We start from the raw sequence: 15,076 nt of genomic DNA on the forward strand, positions 1-15,076 counted from the left end.
GGGCTTGCCCCCGATAGCAGAGTGTCAGTCACTGTATTTGGTGACTGATACACCGCTATCGGGGGCAAGCCCCCTCCCACATTTTGACCGAGTCAGACGCTGGCTTTCGGTGCTAGACCATCGGCCCTGAACATCCCCCGAATCCCGCGCACCGCCTGGCGAATCCGGTCCTGGTTCTCGATCAGCGCAAAGCGCACATGATCATCGCCATACTCGCCAAAGCCGATCCCCGGCGATACACACACCTTGGCCTCCAGCAGCAGTTTCTTGGCAAACTCCAGCGAGCCCATGGCGGCATACTGCTCGGGAATCTTGGCCCAGACGTACATCGACGCCTTCGGATTTTCCACCTTCCAGCCCAGCTCATGCAGGCCTTTGACCAACACGTTACGGCGCTGGCGATACTGCTCGGCGATGTCTTTGACGCACTGTTGATCGCCTTCCAGCGCAGCAATCGCCGCCACCTGCAACGGGGTGAAGGTGCCGTAGTCGTGGTAGCTCTTGATGCGCGCCAGGGCGTTGACCAGTTCCGGGTTGCCCACCATGAAGCCGATGCGCCAGCCGGCCATGTTGTAGCTCTTGGACAGGGTGAAAAACTCCACCGCGATGTCCTTGGCGCCGGGCACCTGCATGATCGACGGCGCTTTCCAGCCGTCATAGACGATGTCGGCGTAGGCCAGGTCGTGCACCACCAGCACATCGTATTGCTTGGCCAGCGCGATCACGCGTTCGAAGAAATCCAGCTCCACGCACTGCGCAGTGGGGTTGGAGGGAAAGCCGAGGATCATCATCTTTGGCTTGGGGATCGAGCCGCGAATCGCCCGTTCCAGTTCGTCGAAGAAGTCCACGCCGGGCACCAGCGGTACCGACCGCACCTGGGCGCCGGCAATCACGGCACCGTAGATGTGAATTGGATAGCTCGGGTTCGGCACCAGAACCGTGTCGCCCTGGTCCAGGGTGGCCAGCATCAAGTGCGCCAGGCCTTCCTTGGAACCGATGGTGACGATGGCCTCGGTTTCGGGGTCGATGTCCACTTCATAACGGTCCTTGTACCAGCGCGAAATAGCGCGGCGCAGGCGCGGAATGCCTTTGGAGGTGGAGTAGCCGTGGGTGTCCTCGCGCTGGGCGACGGTGACCATTTTCTCCACGATGTGCGGTGGCGTGGCGCCGTCGGGGTTACCCATGCTCAAGTCGATGATGTCTTCGCCGCGCCGACGCGCAGCCATCTTCAGCTCGGCAGTGATATTGAAAACATAGGGGGGGAGTCGATCTATGCGCGCAAAGCGGCGCGGCGAACCTGGGTTTGCCATTGTGGCCTCGAAGTACGTAAGCGCCCGGAACCGTCCGAGCGACGTCGGCCACTGCGGTGGCCTGCGGGGCAGACAATACGGTCGATGATGGCAAGTTGTCCAGATGCGCTGGAAAAATTTCTACATGGAGTACCGCGCGGATATGCCCCTATACTCGTTACGGGTTTGTTCCCTCATAAGAAGGAGACTGTTCGTATGGATCAGCAGACAAGACAACCGTTGGAGCCACGCATGGAAGCCGGCAAGGCCCTGGTGATCGCAGGCGTCCAAGGGCGTTATTCGAAGGCCACCGTGGGGGATATTCCACGGCTATGGGAATTGTTCGATGACTGCGTCAAGGACATCAAGAAGCGCGTCGGCGGCGTGACGTATGGGGTTTGCCATAATCCCAGGCATGGCGAATTCGACTACATGGCCGGTGTTGAAGTCCCGAGCAAAAGCGATGTGCCGAGCAATTTCCAGAGCATTGAAATTCCACCACTGAACTATGCCGTCTTCCCTCATCACGGGCCGGTGCAAGCGCTTGAGCAAACCTACGAGCGCATCATGTTCGAGTGGCTGCCGCACTCGGGCTACAAGGTGATGGGGGCGGATTTCGAGCGCTACAGTGCGGATTTTGATGGAAGGAAGGGCACCGGGACGGTGGAGATTTGGCTACCGGTGGGCGAGAAGGGCTGAAGCGGATGTCAGTGGCGTATGAGCGGCAGACTCAATCTGCGCTCATACCCGATCCGCCCTTTGTACGCCTCACCGCTGTCCACCCAACCTGCCGCCAGATACAGCCTCATCGCCGCCTCATTGTCCGCATCCACCGACAATTCCAGCGCCTTGATCTGCGGCCACGCCTGTAGCGCGGCTTCGGGCAGTGCCTGCAGACAGGCCTTGCCGAAGCCGTGCCCTTGCTGGCGCCTGTCTACCTGCAATGCGTGCAATGTGGCGCTGTCCTCGTGGGCCCAATGGGGCAGGCACGGTGGGCGTTTGAGCAGCAGGAAGGCGACCGGCACGTCGCCGGCGAGGAGGGCGAAGCCTTTGATGCTGTCGGGGTTGGGATTGACCAGCAGGCTGTTCAGCGCGCAGTAGATATCACCGGAGTAAGCCAGTTGCTCGGGATGCACGGTCAGGCCGTCCAGTTGCTGTTTTTGCACAACGTTCAGCATTTCGTAGGGGGCGAGGCGGGTTTGCATGAGCGGCATATCCTGAAATCCTACGAAGGGGCGGGAATTCTACCTCATTCGCTTACGGCGCTTTTGCCTCTTGCATACGTCGGTCTTGATTGCTTACTCAAGCATCTTCGCCAGCAACCAACTCCCCGCCGGGCCCGGCGGTTGCTGCCGCGACCACATCGCGTCCACCGCCACCGAGCGCGGCCAACCGCGCACCTTGAGCTCGACCAACTGGTTGCCGCCGAAGCGCTCCACCAACCAGCGCGGTATGGGGGCCCAGCCAAAGCCCAGTTGCGCCATCTCCATCAGCATCAGGTAGCTCGGCGCCGACCACACGCGTTGGGCGCCACGGTTTTCGTCAGGGTTGATGATGCTTGCCAGGCGCAGCTCCCGATGCTGTTGCAGGGTGTGCGGATCAAGACTGGGCAGGCTCGCCAGCGGGTGTTTGGGCGAGACGAACAAGGCGATTTCGGTGCGTTCTTCAACCGGCGAGCAACTGAGGTCAGGGGGATAAACCTCCTGCTGCTCGATAAACGCGATGTGCGCCCGGCCGCTTTGCACCAGGGCGATCAGGTCTTCGCACTCGGCGATCAGGCATTCCAACTCAAGGTCCGGGTAGCGTTGTTCAAAGGCGCTGAGGGCGACTTCGAAACGGTCGGACTGGTAGGTATCGGACATGGCGATACTCAGCTTCGGCTCCAGCCCCTGGGCCAATTGACTGGCCGCCAGTTCCAGTCGGCTGCTGGCCTCCAGCACCTGTTCGGCACGCTGCAACAGCACCTGGCCGGCGGGGGTCAGCGCCGGCTTGCGGCTGCTGCGATCGAACAACATCACATCCAGATCGATTTCCAGGCTTGCCACCGCTGCGCTGATGGTCGACTGGCTCTTGCCCAACTTGCGTGCGGCGGCGGAAAACGAACCCTGGGTGGCGGCCTGGACAAACGCCTGGAGCACTTCATGGGAGGCCATGACTATCGCCTTGATCGATGGTTATTGGTTATGAAGTATCGGCTCCACGCGTGATCATGGCAACCATCGTCACTCAAGGAGCCGGGTCATGAACCCTACCAAGTCGATTACTGAACGTGTTTGCCAGGCCATCGGTTTCGAAGCGCTGGCGTTGTTGATGTGCACGCCGTTGCTGGCGTGGATCATGGACAAGCCTGCGCTGGAGATGGGCATGGTCGCCCTGGCGATCAGCCTGATCGCGCTGACGTGGAACATCCTCTTCAACAGCCTGTTCGACCGCCTCAAGGCGCGTCTGCAACTGAGCAACAACGGCCGGACCCGCATAGTGCATGCGCTGCTGTTCGAGGGCGGGTTGATTATTGTGGTGGTGCCGTTGGTAGCCGGATGGCTGAATATCAGCCTGCTGCAGGCGTTCATGCTCGACATCGGCGTGCTGCTGTTCTTCCTGCCGTACACCTATGTGTACCACTGGGCGTATGACGTGATTCGGGAACGAGTCACCCGCAAAACACCCATCGCCCTGTAGCCGTCAGCCGCTTACAGAAACATGCCGCCCGAGGCCTCAATCCGCTGGCCGGTGATCCATTGGCCGCCATCGGCCAGCAGCAGCGCGATGGCCCCGCCAATGTCGTCGGGCAGACCGGCGCGGCCCAGGGCGGTGTTGTTGGCGACCATGGCATTGAGGTTGGCGTTGTCGCGTACCGCACCGCCGCCGAAGTCGGTTTCAATCGCGCCAGGGGCGAGGATATTTACGCTGATGCCACGCGCGCCGAGCTCCTTGGCCTGGTAGCGGGTCAGCACTTCCATCGCGCCTTTCATCGCCGCGTAGGCCGCGTAGCCCGGCAGGCTGAAGCGCGCCAGGCCGCTGGACACATTGAGAATGCGACCACCGTCGCGAATCAACGGCAACAGCTTCTGTGTCAGAAAAAAGGGCCCTTTGAATTGGATAGCGACCAGTTGGTCGAACTGGGCTTCGGTGGTTTCGGCAAAGCTTGCGTGAATGCCGATACCGGCGTTGTTGACCAGAAAATCAAAGTGATCCTGTGCGAACACATCCTTGAGCGCGTCAGTCACTTGATCGGCGAAACCTTCGAACGTTGCGCTCTGGCTGACATCCAGTTGCACCATCGCCGCACGGCCGCCCAGTTGTTCGATTTGCGCCACTAACGCCTGCGCCTCATCGGCCTTGCTGTGGTAAGTGCCGAGGATATCGACGCCCTGGGCGGCTAGGTGCAGTGCAGCGCTTTTGCCCAAGCCGCGGCTGGCGCCGGTGATCAGTGCGATTTTACGTGGGGTCATGGTGCAGTCCTCTTGAGTGATGGTGGGACTGAGTGTATTTGTCCGCCCATAACGTGATAAACAACGCTGTACCGGAATCACTGGTCGGACATGGCGAACAATCCCATGAATAAACTTGAGCTGCTGCGCACTTTTGTGCGCGTGACCGAACTGTCGAGCTTTACCCAGGCCGGTGAAAGCCTCGGCCTGCCGCGCTCCACCGTGTCCGAACAGGTACGCGCCCTGGAAGAACTGCTCGGTGCACGCCTGTTGCAACGCACCACGCGCAAGGTGCAGGCCACCCAGGACGGCCAGGTGTTGTATGAGCGCAGCAAGGATTTGCTGGCGCACATGGAGGAACTGGAGGGCCTGTTTCGACAGGACGAAACCCAGTTGGCCGGGCGCATACGGGTGGACATGCCCAACGTGATAGCGCGCACGCTGATCGTGCCCAACCTGCCCCCGTTCATGGAACGCCACCCCCTGATCGAGATGCAAATCGGCAGCTCGGACCGCCAGGTGGACCTGATCGCCGAAGGCTTCGATTGCGTGGTGCGCGTGGGGGCCCAGCCCGACCAGAGCGTGGTGGCGCGGCGGGTGTGCAGCATGGCGATGGTCAACTGTGTGAGCGCAGGGTATGTGCAGCGCTACGGCATTCCGCACACCCTGGCTGACCTGCAACATCATCGGCTGGTGCATTACGTACGGCCGCTGGGCGCACGGTCAACGGGGTTCGAGTACCTGCAAGGCAACAAGGTGCAGCGGTTGCCGATGGCCGGGCGGGTGACCGTCAACAGCACCGATGCGTACCAGGCGGCGTGCCTGGGCGGCTTTGGCATTATTCAAGTGCCACGGCTCGGCATTCGCGACTTGCTGGCCAGTGGTGAATTGGTCGCGGTGCTGGCTGATTACCCGGCGCCGCCGCTGGACGTGTCGTTGCTCTACGCCGGCCAGCGGCATTTGCCGTTGCGCGTGCGGGTGTTCATGGAATGGTTGGCCGCCACCCTGCAAGCCCATCTTTGACTTGCGCCGCCAACCACTAATAACGCTTTTTGCAGGAGCGAGGGGGGCGCCTAGCTCTTGCTCGCGAAAAACTCACAGGCACCGCGCTCATTCAGAAAGCACGCGTTATCGTTGACGTTTTTCGCGAGCAAGCTCGCTCCTACATTCGATTGAGGGAGGGTCAGAACAGTTGGGTGAACAGCCAGTAAAGGCTGCCCGACAACACAATCGCCGCCGGCAACGTCAAGACCCAGGCCATCAACAAATTGCGGATGGTGCGCATCTGCAAGCCGCCACCGTTGGCCACCATGGTCCCGGCCACACCCGATGACAACACATGAGTGGTCGATACCGGCAGACCGAACATGTCCGCCGCGCCAATGGTCAGCATCGCCACGGTCTCGGCCGAGGCGCCCTGGGCGTACGTCAGGTGGGTCTTGCCGATCTTCTCGCCCACCGTCACCACGATGCGCTTCCAGCCGACCATGGTGCCGAGCCCCAGGGCGATGGCCACTGCGATCTTGACCCACAGCGGGATAAAGCGCGTGGCGCTGTCGATCTGTTGCTTGAACAGCTGCAGTTTGCCCTGGGTGTCGGCGTCGAAATCGCCGACTTTGCCCTTGTCCATCAGGCGGATGGTTTCGCTGGTCAGGTACATGTCGTTACGCACGTTGCCCACCGCTTCAGCCGGTACTGCGGCCAGGGAGCCATAGCCTTTGACTTCGGCGCCGATGTGCCCGGTGATGGCGGCGAGCGCGGGCACCAGTTCCGGCGTGGCCTGCTGGGTGCGCACATAGGTCGACAAGGTTGCACGGGAATCGGCGGGTGCCGGCTGCGGTGTTGTTTTTACCAACGCAGCCTGGGTAACTTCGGCGACCGCCGCGAATTGCAGCGACTGGTCGGCGGGCATGGTGCGGTTCAGGGCGTAGGCCATCGGCAGGGTGCCCACCAGGATCAGCATGATCAGGCCCATGCCTTTTTGCCCATCGTTGGAGCCGTGGGCGAACGACACACCGGTGCAGGTGACGATCAGCATGCCGCGAATCCACCACGGCGGCGGGGTGTCGCCCTTGGGCGCTTTGTACAGCGAGCGATTCTTCACAAAGGCGCGCAGCGCCAGCAACAGCAAGGCGGCAAACGCAAAGCCGATCAGCGGCGACAACAGCAGCGCGTAACCGATCTTGGCCGCCTGGCTCCAATCCACTCCACTGGTGCCATCGCGACCATGCATCAACGCATTCGCCACGCCGACGCCAATGATCGAGCCGATCAGTGTGTGGGACGACGACGCCGGCAAACCCAGCCACCAGGTGCCGAGGTTCCACAGGATCGCGGCGATCAGCAGGGCGAAAATCATCGCGAAGCCGGCCGATGAGCCCACCTGCAGGATCAGCTCCACCGGCAGCAGGGCGATGATGCCGAACGCCACCGCGCCGCTGGATAGCAGCACGCCGAGAAAATTGAAAAAGCCCGACCACACCACCGCAAAATGCGGCGGCAGCGAGTTGGTATAGATCACCGTGGCCACCGCATTGGCGGTGTCGTGAAAGCCATTGACGAACTCAAAGCCCAGGGCGATCAGCAGCGCCACGCCGAGCAGCAGGAATGGGGTCCAGGTGGTGAGCTGAGCGCCCATTTCGTGCATGTCATGCATCAGGCTGTAGGCGGTGAACAGCAGTCCCATGGCGAGCACGGCGAAGAACATGATCACCGTGACCAGGCCGGGCTTGGTGTCCAGGCGCGGTGTTGGGGCAGAGGGTGAGGCAGTCAGGGAAGGGGTGGCCATGCCGGAGCATCCAGTGTGAGGAGGATGGCGTTCATGATCATTGCAAATTGTTACAGAGATGCTGCGACAGGTCAGTGTTTAGGTGGGGAGTGCCTGTCAGTTCATTAAATCCTTACGCTTTCTGAATGCCCAGCGCCCGGCAATCAGGGTGAAGGTCGCCACCAGCGCGACCAATATCCAAAAGCCTTCCGGGTCCTGTGACAGCGGCACCCCACCCACATTCATGCCGAAAAAGCCGGCGATGATGTTGATCGGCAGCGCCAGCACTGTCACCACCGTGAGGGTGAACAGCGTGCGGTTGCTTTGCTCGTTGAGGTTGGCGGCGATCTCTTCCTGCAACAGCTTGATGCGCTCGCCCAGGGCCGTCAGGTCGTTGATGATCAGCGCGAACTCTTCAGTGGATTTGCGCAGCTCCTTCACGTCTTCCTTTTGCAGCCAGTGCGGCGGCCGGTTGAGCAGGCGCAACAGCGAGCCCGGTTCCAGTGCCAGCAGGCGTTGCAAACGCACCAGCACGCGGCGCGCGGCACCGAGTTCGGCGCGGTTGGTGGACAGGCGCGAGGACAGCAACTGGTCTTCGATATGATCGACGCTGAGGCTGGTCTTGCGCACGATCTGCGTCAGCACTTCGCCCTGGTCGCGCAGCAAATGCACCAGCAACTCCAGCGGCGAGCGAAAACGTTCACCGGCCTTCACCGACGAGCGCAACTTATCCACCGAGTGCAGCGGTTGCAGGCGCGCACTGATCAGCAAGCGACTGCGCGCACACACCCACAACGTGGATATATCCGACGAAACCATGCTGCTGAAATTGAATACCACGTCGTTGACCACCGCCAGCAGGGCCGAATCGACATGCTCGATGCGCGTGGAGCGCGAGCCCTCGTGCAGCGCTTCGAAAAACTCCTCGGGCAGTTCCAGGTGCGCTTGCATCCAGCGCTCACAGGCGGCATGCGCCAGGTTCAGGTGCAGCCAGAGAAATGCCTGCGGGTCGCCGGGTTGTTGCAGCCACTGCAGCGCGGCAGCGGAGTCAATCTGCTGGCCTTTTTCGCCGGGGAGAAAGCGGAAACCGTAAAGCAGGCCAAACAGGTCGGGATCCTGATGGGCGTGGTCAATGCTGTGGTTCATGGGGGCTCGCACAGAAAGCGCCTGTAGGATATTTCACAGGTTCGCATGCTCGAATCATTGCAAGGCGTGATGACGATTATGTGACAGCACGGCGCGCGCCCATAAAAAACGCGCCACCCGAAGGTGGCGCGTTTTTTTGGGATTGAACTCAGGTATCGAGTTTGTCTTCCAGCACAGCGCCGGTTTTGGCGTCGAGCTTGACTTCGTATTTCTTGCCGGCGGTGTCGGTCAGGTCAACTTCATAAACGAGTACGCCGCTGTTGTTGTGGTCCAACTCGGTGTCGTTGATCGTTGCGCCAGCATGTTTGGCGACGGCCGCAGCGTTGAGTTTTTCGAATGGCATCACGGCACCGGACTTGAGCAGGCCTTCAATCTGATCCGGACGAACATCCGCCTGGGCCAGGCCGGCAGTCAGCGTCAGGGCGGTGGCGGCGAACAGAGCGGTCAAGGTTTTCATGGTGTGTGTCCTTCTGGTTGAGCTGTTTAAGTGGCGCCAGATTAACCGGCGCAACTTAACTCATCCTTAATGGCTCACTGACACCAACGCCTCAGTATTTATGATCGCTCAGCAGGTCCTGCACGCTGGACGACGGCCAGCGCTTGTAGAACTTCAACAGTTCGGCCGCCCGGTTGGTGAAGATGCCATCGACACCGGCCTTCATCACTTTGTCGAAATCAACCGGCTCATCCACGGTGTACACATGCACCAACAGGCCCTTGTCGTGGGTCAGCTTGTTCATCTCAGGCTTGACCAGGTCGGTGTAGCTCTGGTCGCCATGGTCGGTCAGTTCAGCCGACGGGCCGGTGCCGATGGCGCCGAGGCTTTTGGCCTGGTCGACCCATTTTTCGAACTCGGCCGCGTCTTTCGGTTCCTGCTTGGCGTAATAGGCAGCTTTGGTCGCTTCACCGGACTCGGCGAAGGTCACTTTGGATTTGGGTTCAATGCTGCCTTCACCGACCCACAACAGCAGGATCTTCGGCGTGTTGGGCATTTCTTTCTGCAGTTCTTTCAGGCTGGCCACCTCGAAGGTTTGCAGCACCACACGGCCCTTGCCCTGGCCGACACCGGTGTTGCTCTTGCCCAGCTTGGAGCCGGCAGAGCTCAACCAGCCCTTGTCCAGCAACTTGTTTTTCAGGTCGGCCTCGATGCCCGGGAATTGCTTGGGCTCCTTGGTCTCGATGTACAGGCCGGGCTTATGTTGCGGATTGCCTTCGGCGATCTTGATGATGTCATCCAGGCTCTGGATTTTCAGGCCGACGAAACCTGGGCGTGCACGGTCCGGGTAGGCGGCGTTGAACCAGCTGCCGGCGTCCAGGCTTTGCAGTTCTTTCCAGGTGAATTCGTTGGCTGGCGCGTCTTTACGCTCGGGGAACTTGGTCGCCACGTCGGTGGTGCGTTGCAGGTTGTTGTCGTGCAGGGCGAACAATACGCCGTCCTTGCTGCGCTGCAGGTCCAGTTCCAGGTAGTCGGCGCCCAGGTCGCGCGCGACCTTGTAAGCGGCGGCGGTGGACTCGGGGGCGTCATAGGACGCGCCGCGGTGGGCGATCACGGCAGGGTAGGGGATGCCTTCGTTTGTTGCCAGTTCAGCCGGGCTGATCGGGTCGGCAGCCTGTGCGGGAGCAAGGCCGAGCATCAGCGCCAGCAGCACGGCACTCCCTATCGTGGTGCGCACCGGGCCGTTGGTTAACGTGACAGGCATATGCGAAGTCCTTTCGTGGAGGTAGCTTTGAGAAGGTGTCCTTTTTAACAATTGATTGCGAAAGGCGCTATCACCAAACCGACATTAACGTGCGCACGCGCCAATTTTGTGGGTTTTTCTGCGATGTATTGCAGTACTCTTAGCCACAGCTGCCCCGTCAGAGGGCGGTATTTTTTGCCACGCGTGTAAACCATCTTTCCAGTCCCTGTGGGACTTTTCAGTGAGGTTTACCATGCGCATCACTTCCGAGCTTATCTGCCAGGCCGCCGACCAACTCCACGGTTTTGTCGGCCTGAATCGCAAGACGGGTCAGTACATCGTGCGTTTCAGCGAAGATGCCTTCGGCATGGACGTGGCCGATGACGGCATCATTCCCACCGCCGAGTTCGTCTGGGTACCGGCTGCCGACCACACCATGATCCTGTCGCGCGCACGCATTCAATTACTGCTGGAGCAGAATATCGACGATCGGCTCAACATCAGCGAACCGTTGCGGGTGTACATGCGCCGGGCCGAGATCCCGCAGATCAGTGCGTTGCGTAGCCTGGTCAGCTAGGCCTGCACCTGTGTGAAGGTCAACCTGTGGGGGCGGGCCGAAGGTTCACGTCGGGAATCTGTAGTCCCGCTCTACTTTGCATACGCGGGTTTGAAACGCTGTGTACCAGAGGGAACGCCCTTGCTCTCGCACCTGTCGATGTTCGGCCTGCTGTTTCCAGGCCAGGATCGCCGCTTCGCTGCTCCAGTAAGACACGGTGATCCCCAATCCCTCTTCCCGCGCCGACTCCACGCCGAGAAATCCCGGCTGTGCACGCGCCAGCTCCACCATGCGCGTGGCGGCCTGAGCGTAGCCCTGGTCGCCCTCGGTGCGCAGTGAGCTGAAGATCACCGCGTAGTAGGGGGGTGTCGGTGTCTTGGCGATCATGCCGAGGCCTCCCGGCACGCCTTGAGCAGGGCAATTGCCAGCGGTGGCGTGGTGCCTTTGAGGGCGGCACGTTCGGGTTGGAACAGCGTGGCGACGAAAAAAGGATGGTTCTGCAGTTCCATCGCACGAAGTTCGCCGGCAGCATCATGCCCGCCGGGAATCATCTCCCCCTCGAGCAGTGCATGAGCGAACTCTGGATTGATACCGAAGCTGCAACGATAACCTTCGTGGATATCCAGGCTGCCGTAGGCTTGGGCGATACGCGTGTTGGGTAGCAGGCGCACGGTGTCGCTTGCTTCCACCAGCGCACAGCTCAATGGCGTAATGACTGCGCGCCTGGCGCCCGGTACCAACTCGCCGTGTTCGGCATCCGCCCATCCCAGCACGTTGCGGGCATATTCGAGCACAGCGTGCTGAAAACCGCCGCAGGTGCCGAGGAACGGCCGCCGCTGTTCGCGGGCAAAGCGGATGGCTCGCAGCGCGCCTTCGGTATCGCGGTAAGGGCTGGCAGGCACGCACCAAAAGCCGTCGAACCCGTGCAGCGAGGCCGTTGAGGTGAGGGTATCGGTGCCGAGCCAGTGCAGGTTCACGCTCAGCTTCAGGGCTTGGGCCGCTTGTTGCAGCGCTACCGGGATGGCTTGGTGCGCAATCACGTCGGGGTTGTAATCGCCGATCAGAGCGAGGTGCAGCGGGGTGTCGTTCATCGTGTGCATCCCATGGCTTGTGGTGACCTGAAGGGCACTATAGATTGGCGCTCACGCAATCGATATTGGCGTTTTCCCACATGGTCAATGCAGCCGCGCACTATCAGGTCGACTACACCGACCTGTCGCTGGTCCTCGCTCTGGTCCGTGGCGGCACGCTGGCGCGGGCGGCGGGGTTGCTGCGGGTGGATGTGTCCACAGTGTTCCGGGCGGTGCGGCGCCTGGAAGCAGCCCTGGGCCAGACGTTGTTTGAAAAAAGCCGCGCTGGCTATCTGCCTACCAGTTTAGCCAACCACTTGGCGCAGCAGGCCGAGCGCGCGGAGCTTGCCCTGGAGGCTGCGCGTATCGGTGTGGAGCAGGGCGGTGAAGTGATCAGCGGCACGGTGCGCCTGACCTGTACCGACTCGGTGCTGCAAGGTCTGCTGCTACCCGCCCTGGCCAGGTTCATGGCGGACTATCCGGCGTTGATCCTGGAACTGAGCACCTCCAACGATTTCGCCAACCTCAGCCGTCGCGATGCGGATATCGCGCTGCGTCTGACCCGCAAGCCACCGGAGCATCTTGTCGGACGTTGCCTGGGCACGGTGACCTATCAGGTGTGCGCCAGTGCCGACTATGCCCGTCGGCATGCAGGCCAGGAACTGGCCGACCTGGCCTGGATCGCGCCGGACGACTTTTTGCCCGACCACCCCACCGTGGCCTGGCGCCGTGAGCATCTGCCGGGCGTGCGTCCCGGTTATCGCTGCAACAGCATGCAGTCGGTGACGGAATTGGTACGCGCCGGGCTTGGGGTGGCCGCGTTGCCGGATTTCCTGATAAACGATGGCCTGCAACCCCTGGGACCCGCGTTGGCAGGGCATGAGACGGCGCTGTGGCTGTTGACGCGCCCTGATTGCCGGGCGTTGCGTTCGGTGGTGACGCTGTTTGATGAGCTGGGGCGACACGTGCGCTGGCTGCGCCATTAGGTTTTGCGCACAAAGTGCTGATGCATTTCACAGGTCAGGGTTTCGATACGCTCGGTCAGCTGTTTGGTCATTTCCGTCAGCCGCGTGTTCTGCTCCAACAGTTCCAGCAGCTGTTGGGTGGTCTGTTCCGCCTGGGCCTGGCGTGCGGTATTGGCGGTGGCCAGGGCTTCGCGGTGTTGTGCGTCGGCGTCGGACTGGGCTTTGTCGCGTGCCGCCTGGCGCGTCTGGGCCAGCAGGATCAGCGGCGCGGCATAGGCCGATTGCAGACTGAAGGCCAGGTTGAGCAAGATGAAGGGGTAGACGTCGAAGTGGGTGATGCCGGTCATGTTCAGCACCACCCACAGCACCACAATGGCGGTTTGCGCGCCAAGGAACGTTGGGGTGCCAAAGAAGCGCGCGAAGGCTTCGGCCTTGAGGGCAAAGGTGTCGTTGCCAAAGGTCGGCGCCAGGTGAGCGTGGTGGCGATGGAAACGCAGGTGGTCGACAGGGATTGGGTCAGGTTTATCTGAAGTCATGGCAGGCTCGAGTCGATGGCGTAAGGCTTACGCACTATAGACCGAGCCCCGGCCAGGCACATGAAGAAGCCGTCAGCGATTGCCCCGCTCATTGGCGAACGCGCTCACCGCCTGCACCGCCTCGCTGGTGCCTTCACGAATCTGCAGGATCACCGTACCGGCCTGGTTGGCCAGCTCCACGCCCTGAGCCGCGCGGTCGCGGGTGGCGTCCATGCTGTCGATGGCCTGGCGGGTTTCGTCCTGGATCATGGCGATCATGCCGGAAATTTCCGCCGTGGAGCCGCTGGTACGCGCCGCCAATTGGCGGACTTCATCGGCGACCACGGCAAAGCCACGGCCTTGCTCCCCCGCGCGGGCCGCTTCGATGGCGGCGTTGAGGGCCAGCAGGTTGGTCTGGTCGGCGATACCGCGAATGGTGTTGACGATGGTGGTGATCTGCTGCGACCGCTCACCCAACTTGGCGATCAGTTGCGAGGAGGCGTCAATATCGACGGCGATTTCGCGCATGCCGGTGGCGGTTTTCTGAATCACGTCGGCGCCCTTTTCGGCCATGTCCTGGGTATTGAGCGACAGGTGATACGCCTGCGCAGCGCTTTGCGCGTCAGCGGCATGCTGTTGCACACGGGCGGTGACATCCGAGGCAAACTTCACCACTTTGCACAGACGCCCGCTGGCGTCGTACACCGGGTTGTAGTTGGCTTCGAGCCACAGCGCGTTGCCGTGCTTGTCCACGCGCTCGAACTGGCCGTTGAACAGTTCACCCTGGTTCAGACGCTTCCAGAATTCGCTGTAGGCAGCGCTGCCGGCAAGCGCCGGGGTGCAGAACAGACGGTGATGCTTGCCCTGGATCTGCGCCAGGCTGTAGCCCGTGCGCTGCAGGAAGTTCGCATTGGCGGTGATGATGGTGCCATCGAGGTTGAACTCGATCATCGCCATGGCGCGGTCGATGGCTTGCAGCTTGGCGTTGGCTTCACTTTCGGCCTGCAGGCGTGGGGTGACGTCCATCGCGTACTTCACCACTTTGATCACGCGGCCGGCTTCATCCTTGACCGGGTTGTAACTGGCTTCCAGCCATACCGATTGGCCATCGGCGCCTACCCGTTCAAAGGTGCCTGACTGGAATTGGCCGTTACGCAACTGCGTCCACAGCTGGTTGTACTCGGCGCTGCGGGCGAACGTCGGTGTGCAGAACATGCGGTGGGGTTGGCCCAGGATCTGTTCGGCGCGGTAGCCCATGGTCTTGAAGAAATTGTCATTGGCGCGCAGCACCGTGCCCTGCAGGTCGAATTCGATAACCGCCATGGAACGCTCGATCGCGTCCAGCAGGCTGGCTTGTTGCGCAGTGGTGTGTTGCAAGGCAGTGATGGTTTTTTTGTAAGCGTTGAATAGCATGTTCGGGAGCTCGAGCAGGCATGCGTATGAGGATTCCATGTAGATGCGCCTGACCCCGTAGGGCATCTGGGCCTCACGGTTGACTTGCTCATTGCCAGCTTCCTTGTGCTGACAGAGGGGGGTGGAACAACGGGTTCAGAGTGATTGGCCAGCCAGGAAGTTCGCCTCCTGGGAAGCTTTTTTCTGACTAGGTGACCAGTGGTGGCAGTATGCTATCTCGGCAGGCTTTCGGAGGAAGATTCAGA

General features: G+C 61.2%; 17 protein-coding genes. 5 read left to right on the plus strand and 12 right to left on the minus strand.

The features are described from left to right. Window positions 1–92: 92 nt before the first annotated feature. Complete coding sequence (alaC, locus tag CIB54_RS13070) at window positions 93–1,310, minus strand: alanine transaminase (RefSeq protein WP_101219975.1); 1,218 nt, start codon at window positions 1,308–1,310, stop codon at window positions 93–95. 195 nt (window positions 1,311–1,505) lie between these two features. Here alaC and CIB54_RS13075 point away from each other — a divergent pair, with 195 nt between their 5' ends. After that, on the plus strand, window positions 1,506–1,988 hold the full coding sequence (locus tag CIB54_RS13075) for a GyrI-like domain-containing protein (RefSeq protein ID WP_065949420.1): 483 nt from the start codon (window positions 1,506–1,508) through the stop codon (window positions 1,986–1,988). 8 nt (window positions 1,989–1,996) lie between these two features. Here the strand turns inward: CIB54_RS13075 and CIB54_RS13080 are convergent, their stop codons facing one another. Both CIB54_RS13080 and CIB54_RS13085 read right to left on the minus strand, forming a co-directional pair. Next, a complete protein-coding gene (locus CIB54_RS13080) occupies window positions 1,997–2,494 on the minus strand; it encodes a GNAT family N-acetyltransferase (protein WP_101219993.1) in 498 nt (165 codons plus the stop codon). 93 nt (window positions 2,495–2,587) lie between these two features. Continuing rightward, window positions 2,588–3,442 (minus strand): LysR family transcriptional regulator, encoded by an 855-nt coding sequence (locus CIB54_RS13085; protein ID WP_101219976.1) that lies wholly within the window; start codon window positions 3,440–3,442, stop codon window positions 2,588–2,590. Between the two features lie 88 nt (window positions 3,443–3,530). Here CIB54_RS13085 and CIB54_RS13090 point away from each other — a divergent pair, with 88 nt between their 5' ends. Next, window positions 3,531–3,968 carry a multidrug/biocide efflux PACE transporter gene (locus CIB54_RS13090; RefSeq protein ID WP_065949422.1) on the plus strand — a complete coding sequence of 146 codons (438 nt, stop codon included), beginning with the start codon at window positions 3,531–3,533 and terminating at the stop codon, window positions 3,966–3,968. An 11-nt stretch (window positions 3,969–3,979) separates the two neighbouring features. Here the strand turns inward: CIB54_RS13090 and CIB54_RS13095 are convergent, their stop codons facing one another. Next, window positions 3,980–4,741, minus strand: a complete 762-nt coding sequence (locus CIB54_RS13095) for an SDR family NAD(P)-dependent oxidoreductase (protein ID WP_101219977.1) — start codon at window positions 4,739–4,741, stop codon at window positions 3,980–3,982. Window positions 4,742–4,846: 105 nt separating this feature from the next. Here CIB54_RS13095 and CIB54_RS13100 point away from each other — a divergent pair, with 105 nt between their 5' ends. Then, window positions 4,847–5,743, plus strand: coding sequence for a LysR family transcriptional regulator (locus CIB54_RS13100; protein ID WP_101219978.1), 897 nt, complete (start codon window positions 4,847–4,849; stop codon window positions 5,741–5,743). 160 nt (window positions 5,744–5,903) lie between these two features. On the opposite strand, the gene CIB54_RS13110 is transcribed toward CIB54_RS13100, so the two are convergent. The 4 genes from CIB54_RS13110 to CIB54_RS13125 form a co-directional block, all read right to left on the minus strand. Further along, window positions 5,904–7,508 (minus strand): inorganic phosphate transporter, encoded by a 1,605-nt coding sequence (locus CIB54_RS13110; protein WP_065949424.1) that lies wholly within the window; start codon window positions 7,506–7,508, stop codon window positions 5,904–5,906. A 96-nt stretch (window positions 7,509–7,604) separates the two neighbouring features. Further along, window positions 7,605–8,633: a transporter gene (locus CIB54_RS13115; protein WP_065949425.1), complete on the minus strand. Its 1,029-nt coding sequence runs from the start codon at window positions 8,631–8,633 to the stop codon at window positions 7,605–7,607. Between the two features lie 148 nt (window positions 8,634–8,781). After that, a complete protein-coding gene (locus CIB54_RS13120; RefSeq protein ID WP_101219979.1) occupies window positions 8,782–9,090 on the minus strand; it encodes a PepSY domain-containing protein in 309 nt (102 codons plus the stop codon). A 91-nt stretch (window positions 9,091–9,181) separates the two neighbouring features. Continuing rightward, the gene (locus CIB54_RS13125) at window positions 9,182–10,333 is read right to left on the minus strand and encodes a glycerophosphodiester phosphodiesterase family protein (protein ID WP_101219980.1); all 1,152 of its coding nucleotides are present in this window, start codon (window positions 10,331–10,333) and stop codon (window positions 9,182–9,184) included. Between the two features lie 232 nt (window positions 10,334–10,565). Between CIB54_RS13125 and CIB54_RS13130 the strand changes: the two genes are divergently transcribed. Then, window positions 10,566–10,889 (plus strand): DUF2025 family protein, encoded by a 324-nt coding sequence (locus CIB54_RS13130; RefSeq protein WP_065949428.1) that lies wholly within the window; start codon window positions 10,566–10,568, stop codon window positions 10,887–10,889. A 45-nt stretch (window positions 10,890–10,934) separates the two neighbouring features. On the opposite strand, the gene CIB54_RS13135 is transcribed toward CIB54_RS13130, so the two are convergent. Beyond that, window positions 10,935–11,255: an antibiotic biosynthesis monooxygenase family protein gene (locus tag CIB54_RS13135; RefSeq protein WP_065949429.1), complete on the minus strand. Its 321-nt coding sequence runs from the start codon at window positions 11,253–11,255 to the stop codon at window positions 10,935–10,937. Beyond that, window positions 11,252–11,959 carry a CTP synthase C-terminal region-related (seleno)protein gene (locus CIB54_RS13140; RefSeq protein ID WP_101219981.1) on the minus strand — a complete coding sequence of 236 codons (708 nt, stop codon included), beginning with the start codon at window positions 11,957–11,959 and terminating at the stop codon, window positions 11,252–11,254. Before CIB54_RS13140 ends, CIB54_RS13135 begins: the two co-directional genes overlap by 4 nt. A gap of 80 nt (window positions 11,960–12,039) precedes the next feature. Between CIB54_RS13140 and CIB54_RS13145 the strand changes: the two genes are divergently transcribed. Further along, the gene (locus CIB54_RS13145) at window positions 12,040–12,924 is read left to right on the plus strand and encodes a LysR family transcriptional regulator (RefSeq protein WP_065949431.1); all 885 of its coding nucleotides are present in this window, start codon (window positions 12,040–12,042) and stop codon (window positions 12,922–12,924) included. Here the strand turns inward: CIB54_RS13145 and CIB54_RS13150 are convergent. Together CIB54_RS13150 and CIB54_RS13155 are read right to left on the minus strand one after the other, a co-directional pair. Beyond that, the gene (locus CIB54_RS13150) at window positions 12,921–13,439 is read right to left on the minus strand and encodes a DUF1003 domain-containing protein (RefSeq protein ID WP_065949432.1); all 519 of its coding nucleotides are present in this window, start codon (window positions 13,437–13,439) and stop codon (window positions 12,921–12,923) included. The two genes, CIB54_RS13145 and CIB54_RS13150, sit on opposite strands and share 4 nt — an antisense overlap. 72 nt (window positions 13,440–13,511) lie before the next feature. Next, window positions 13,512–14,831, minus strand: a complete 1,320-nt coding sequence (locus CIB54_RS13155; protein ID WP_065949433.1) for a methyl-accepting chemotaxis protein — start codon at window positions 14,829–14,831, stop codon at window positions 13,512–13,514. Between the last annotated feature and the right edge of the window lie 245 nt (window positions 14,832–15,076).

Source organism: Pseudomonas fluorescens, from assembly GCF_002837185.1.
Lineage (GTDB): Bacteria > Pseudomonadota > Gammaproteobacteria > Pseudomonadales > Pseudomonadaceae > Aquipseudomonas > Aquipseudomonas fluorescens_AM.

Coding starts and splice junctions, on each gene's coding strand:
- alaC (WP_101219975.1), bottom strand. CDS start 1,310: ATGGCAAACCCAGGTTCGCCGCGCCGCTTTGCGCGCATAGATCGACTC.
- CIB54_RS13075 (WP_065949420.1), top strand. CDS start 1,506: ATGGATCAGCAGACAAGACAACCGTTGGAGCCACGCATGGAAGCCGGC.
- CIB54_RS13080 (WP_101219993.1), bottom strand. CDS start 2,494: ATGCAAACCCGCCTCGCCCCCTACGAAATGCTGAACGTTGTGCAAAAA.
- CIB54_RS13085 (WP_101219976.1), bottom strand. CDS start 3,442: ATGGCCTCCCATGAAGTGCTCCAGGCGTTTGTCCAGGCCGCCACCCAG.
- CIB54_RS13090 (WP_065949422.1), top strand. CDS start 3,531: ATGAACCCTACCAAGTCGATTACTGAACGTGTTTGCCAGGCCATCGGT.
- CIB54_RS13095 (WP_101219977.1), bottom strand. CDS start 4,741: ATGACCCCACGTAAAATCGCACTGATCACCGGCGCCAGCCGCGGCTTG.
- CIB54_RS13100 (WP_101219978.1), top strand. CDS start 4,847: ATGAATAAACTTGAGCTGCTGCGCACTTTTGTGCGCGTGACCGAACTG.
- CIB54_RS13110 (WP_065949424.1), bottom strand. CDS start 7,508: ATGGCCACCCCTTCCCTGACTGCCTCACCCTCTGCCCCAACACCGCGC.
- CIB54_RS13115 (WP_065949425.1), bottom strand. CDS start 8,633: ATGAACCACAGCATTGACCACGCCCATCAGGATCCCGACCTGTTTGGC.
- CIB54_RS13120 (WP_101219979.1), bottom strand. CDS start 9,090: ATGAAAACCTTGACCGCTCTGTTCGCCGCCACCGCCCTGACGCTGACT.
- CIB54_RS13125 (WP_101219980.1), bottom strand. CDS start 10,333: ATGCCTGTCACGTTAACCAACGGCCCGGTGCGCACCACGATAGGGAGT.
- CIB54_RS13130 (WP_065949428.1), top strand. CDS start 10,566: ATGCGCATCACTTCCGAGCTTATCTGCCAGGCCGCCGACCAACTCCAC.
- CIB54_RS13135 (WP_065949429.1), bottom strand. CDS start 11,255: ATGATCGCCAAGACACCGACACCCCCCTACTACGCGGTGATCTTCAGC.
- CIB54_RS13140 (WP_101219981.1), bottom strand. CDS start 11,959: ATGAACGACACCCCGCTGCACCTCGCTCTGATCGGCGATTACAACCCC.
- CIB54_RS13145 (WP_065949431.1), top strand. CDS start 12,040: ATGGTCAATGCAGCCGCGCACTATCAGGTCGACTACACCGACCTGTCG.
- CIB54_RS13150 (WP_065949432.1), bottom strand. CDS start 13,439: ATGACTTCAGATAAACCTGACCCAATCCCTGTCGACCACCTGCGTTTC.
- CIB54_RS13155 (WP_065949433.1), bottom strand. CDS start 14,831: ATGCTATTCAACGCTTACAAAAAAACCATCACTGCCTTGCAACACACC.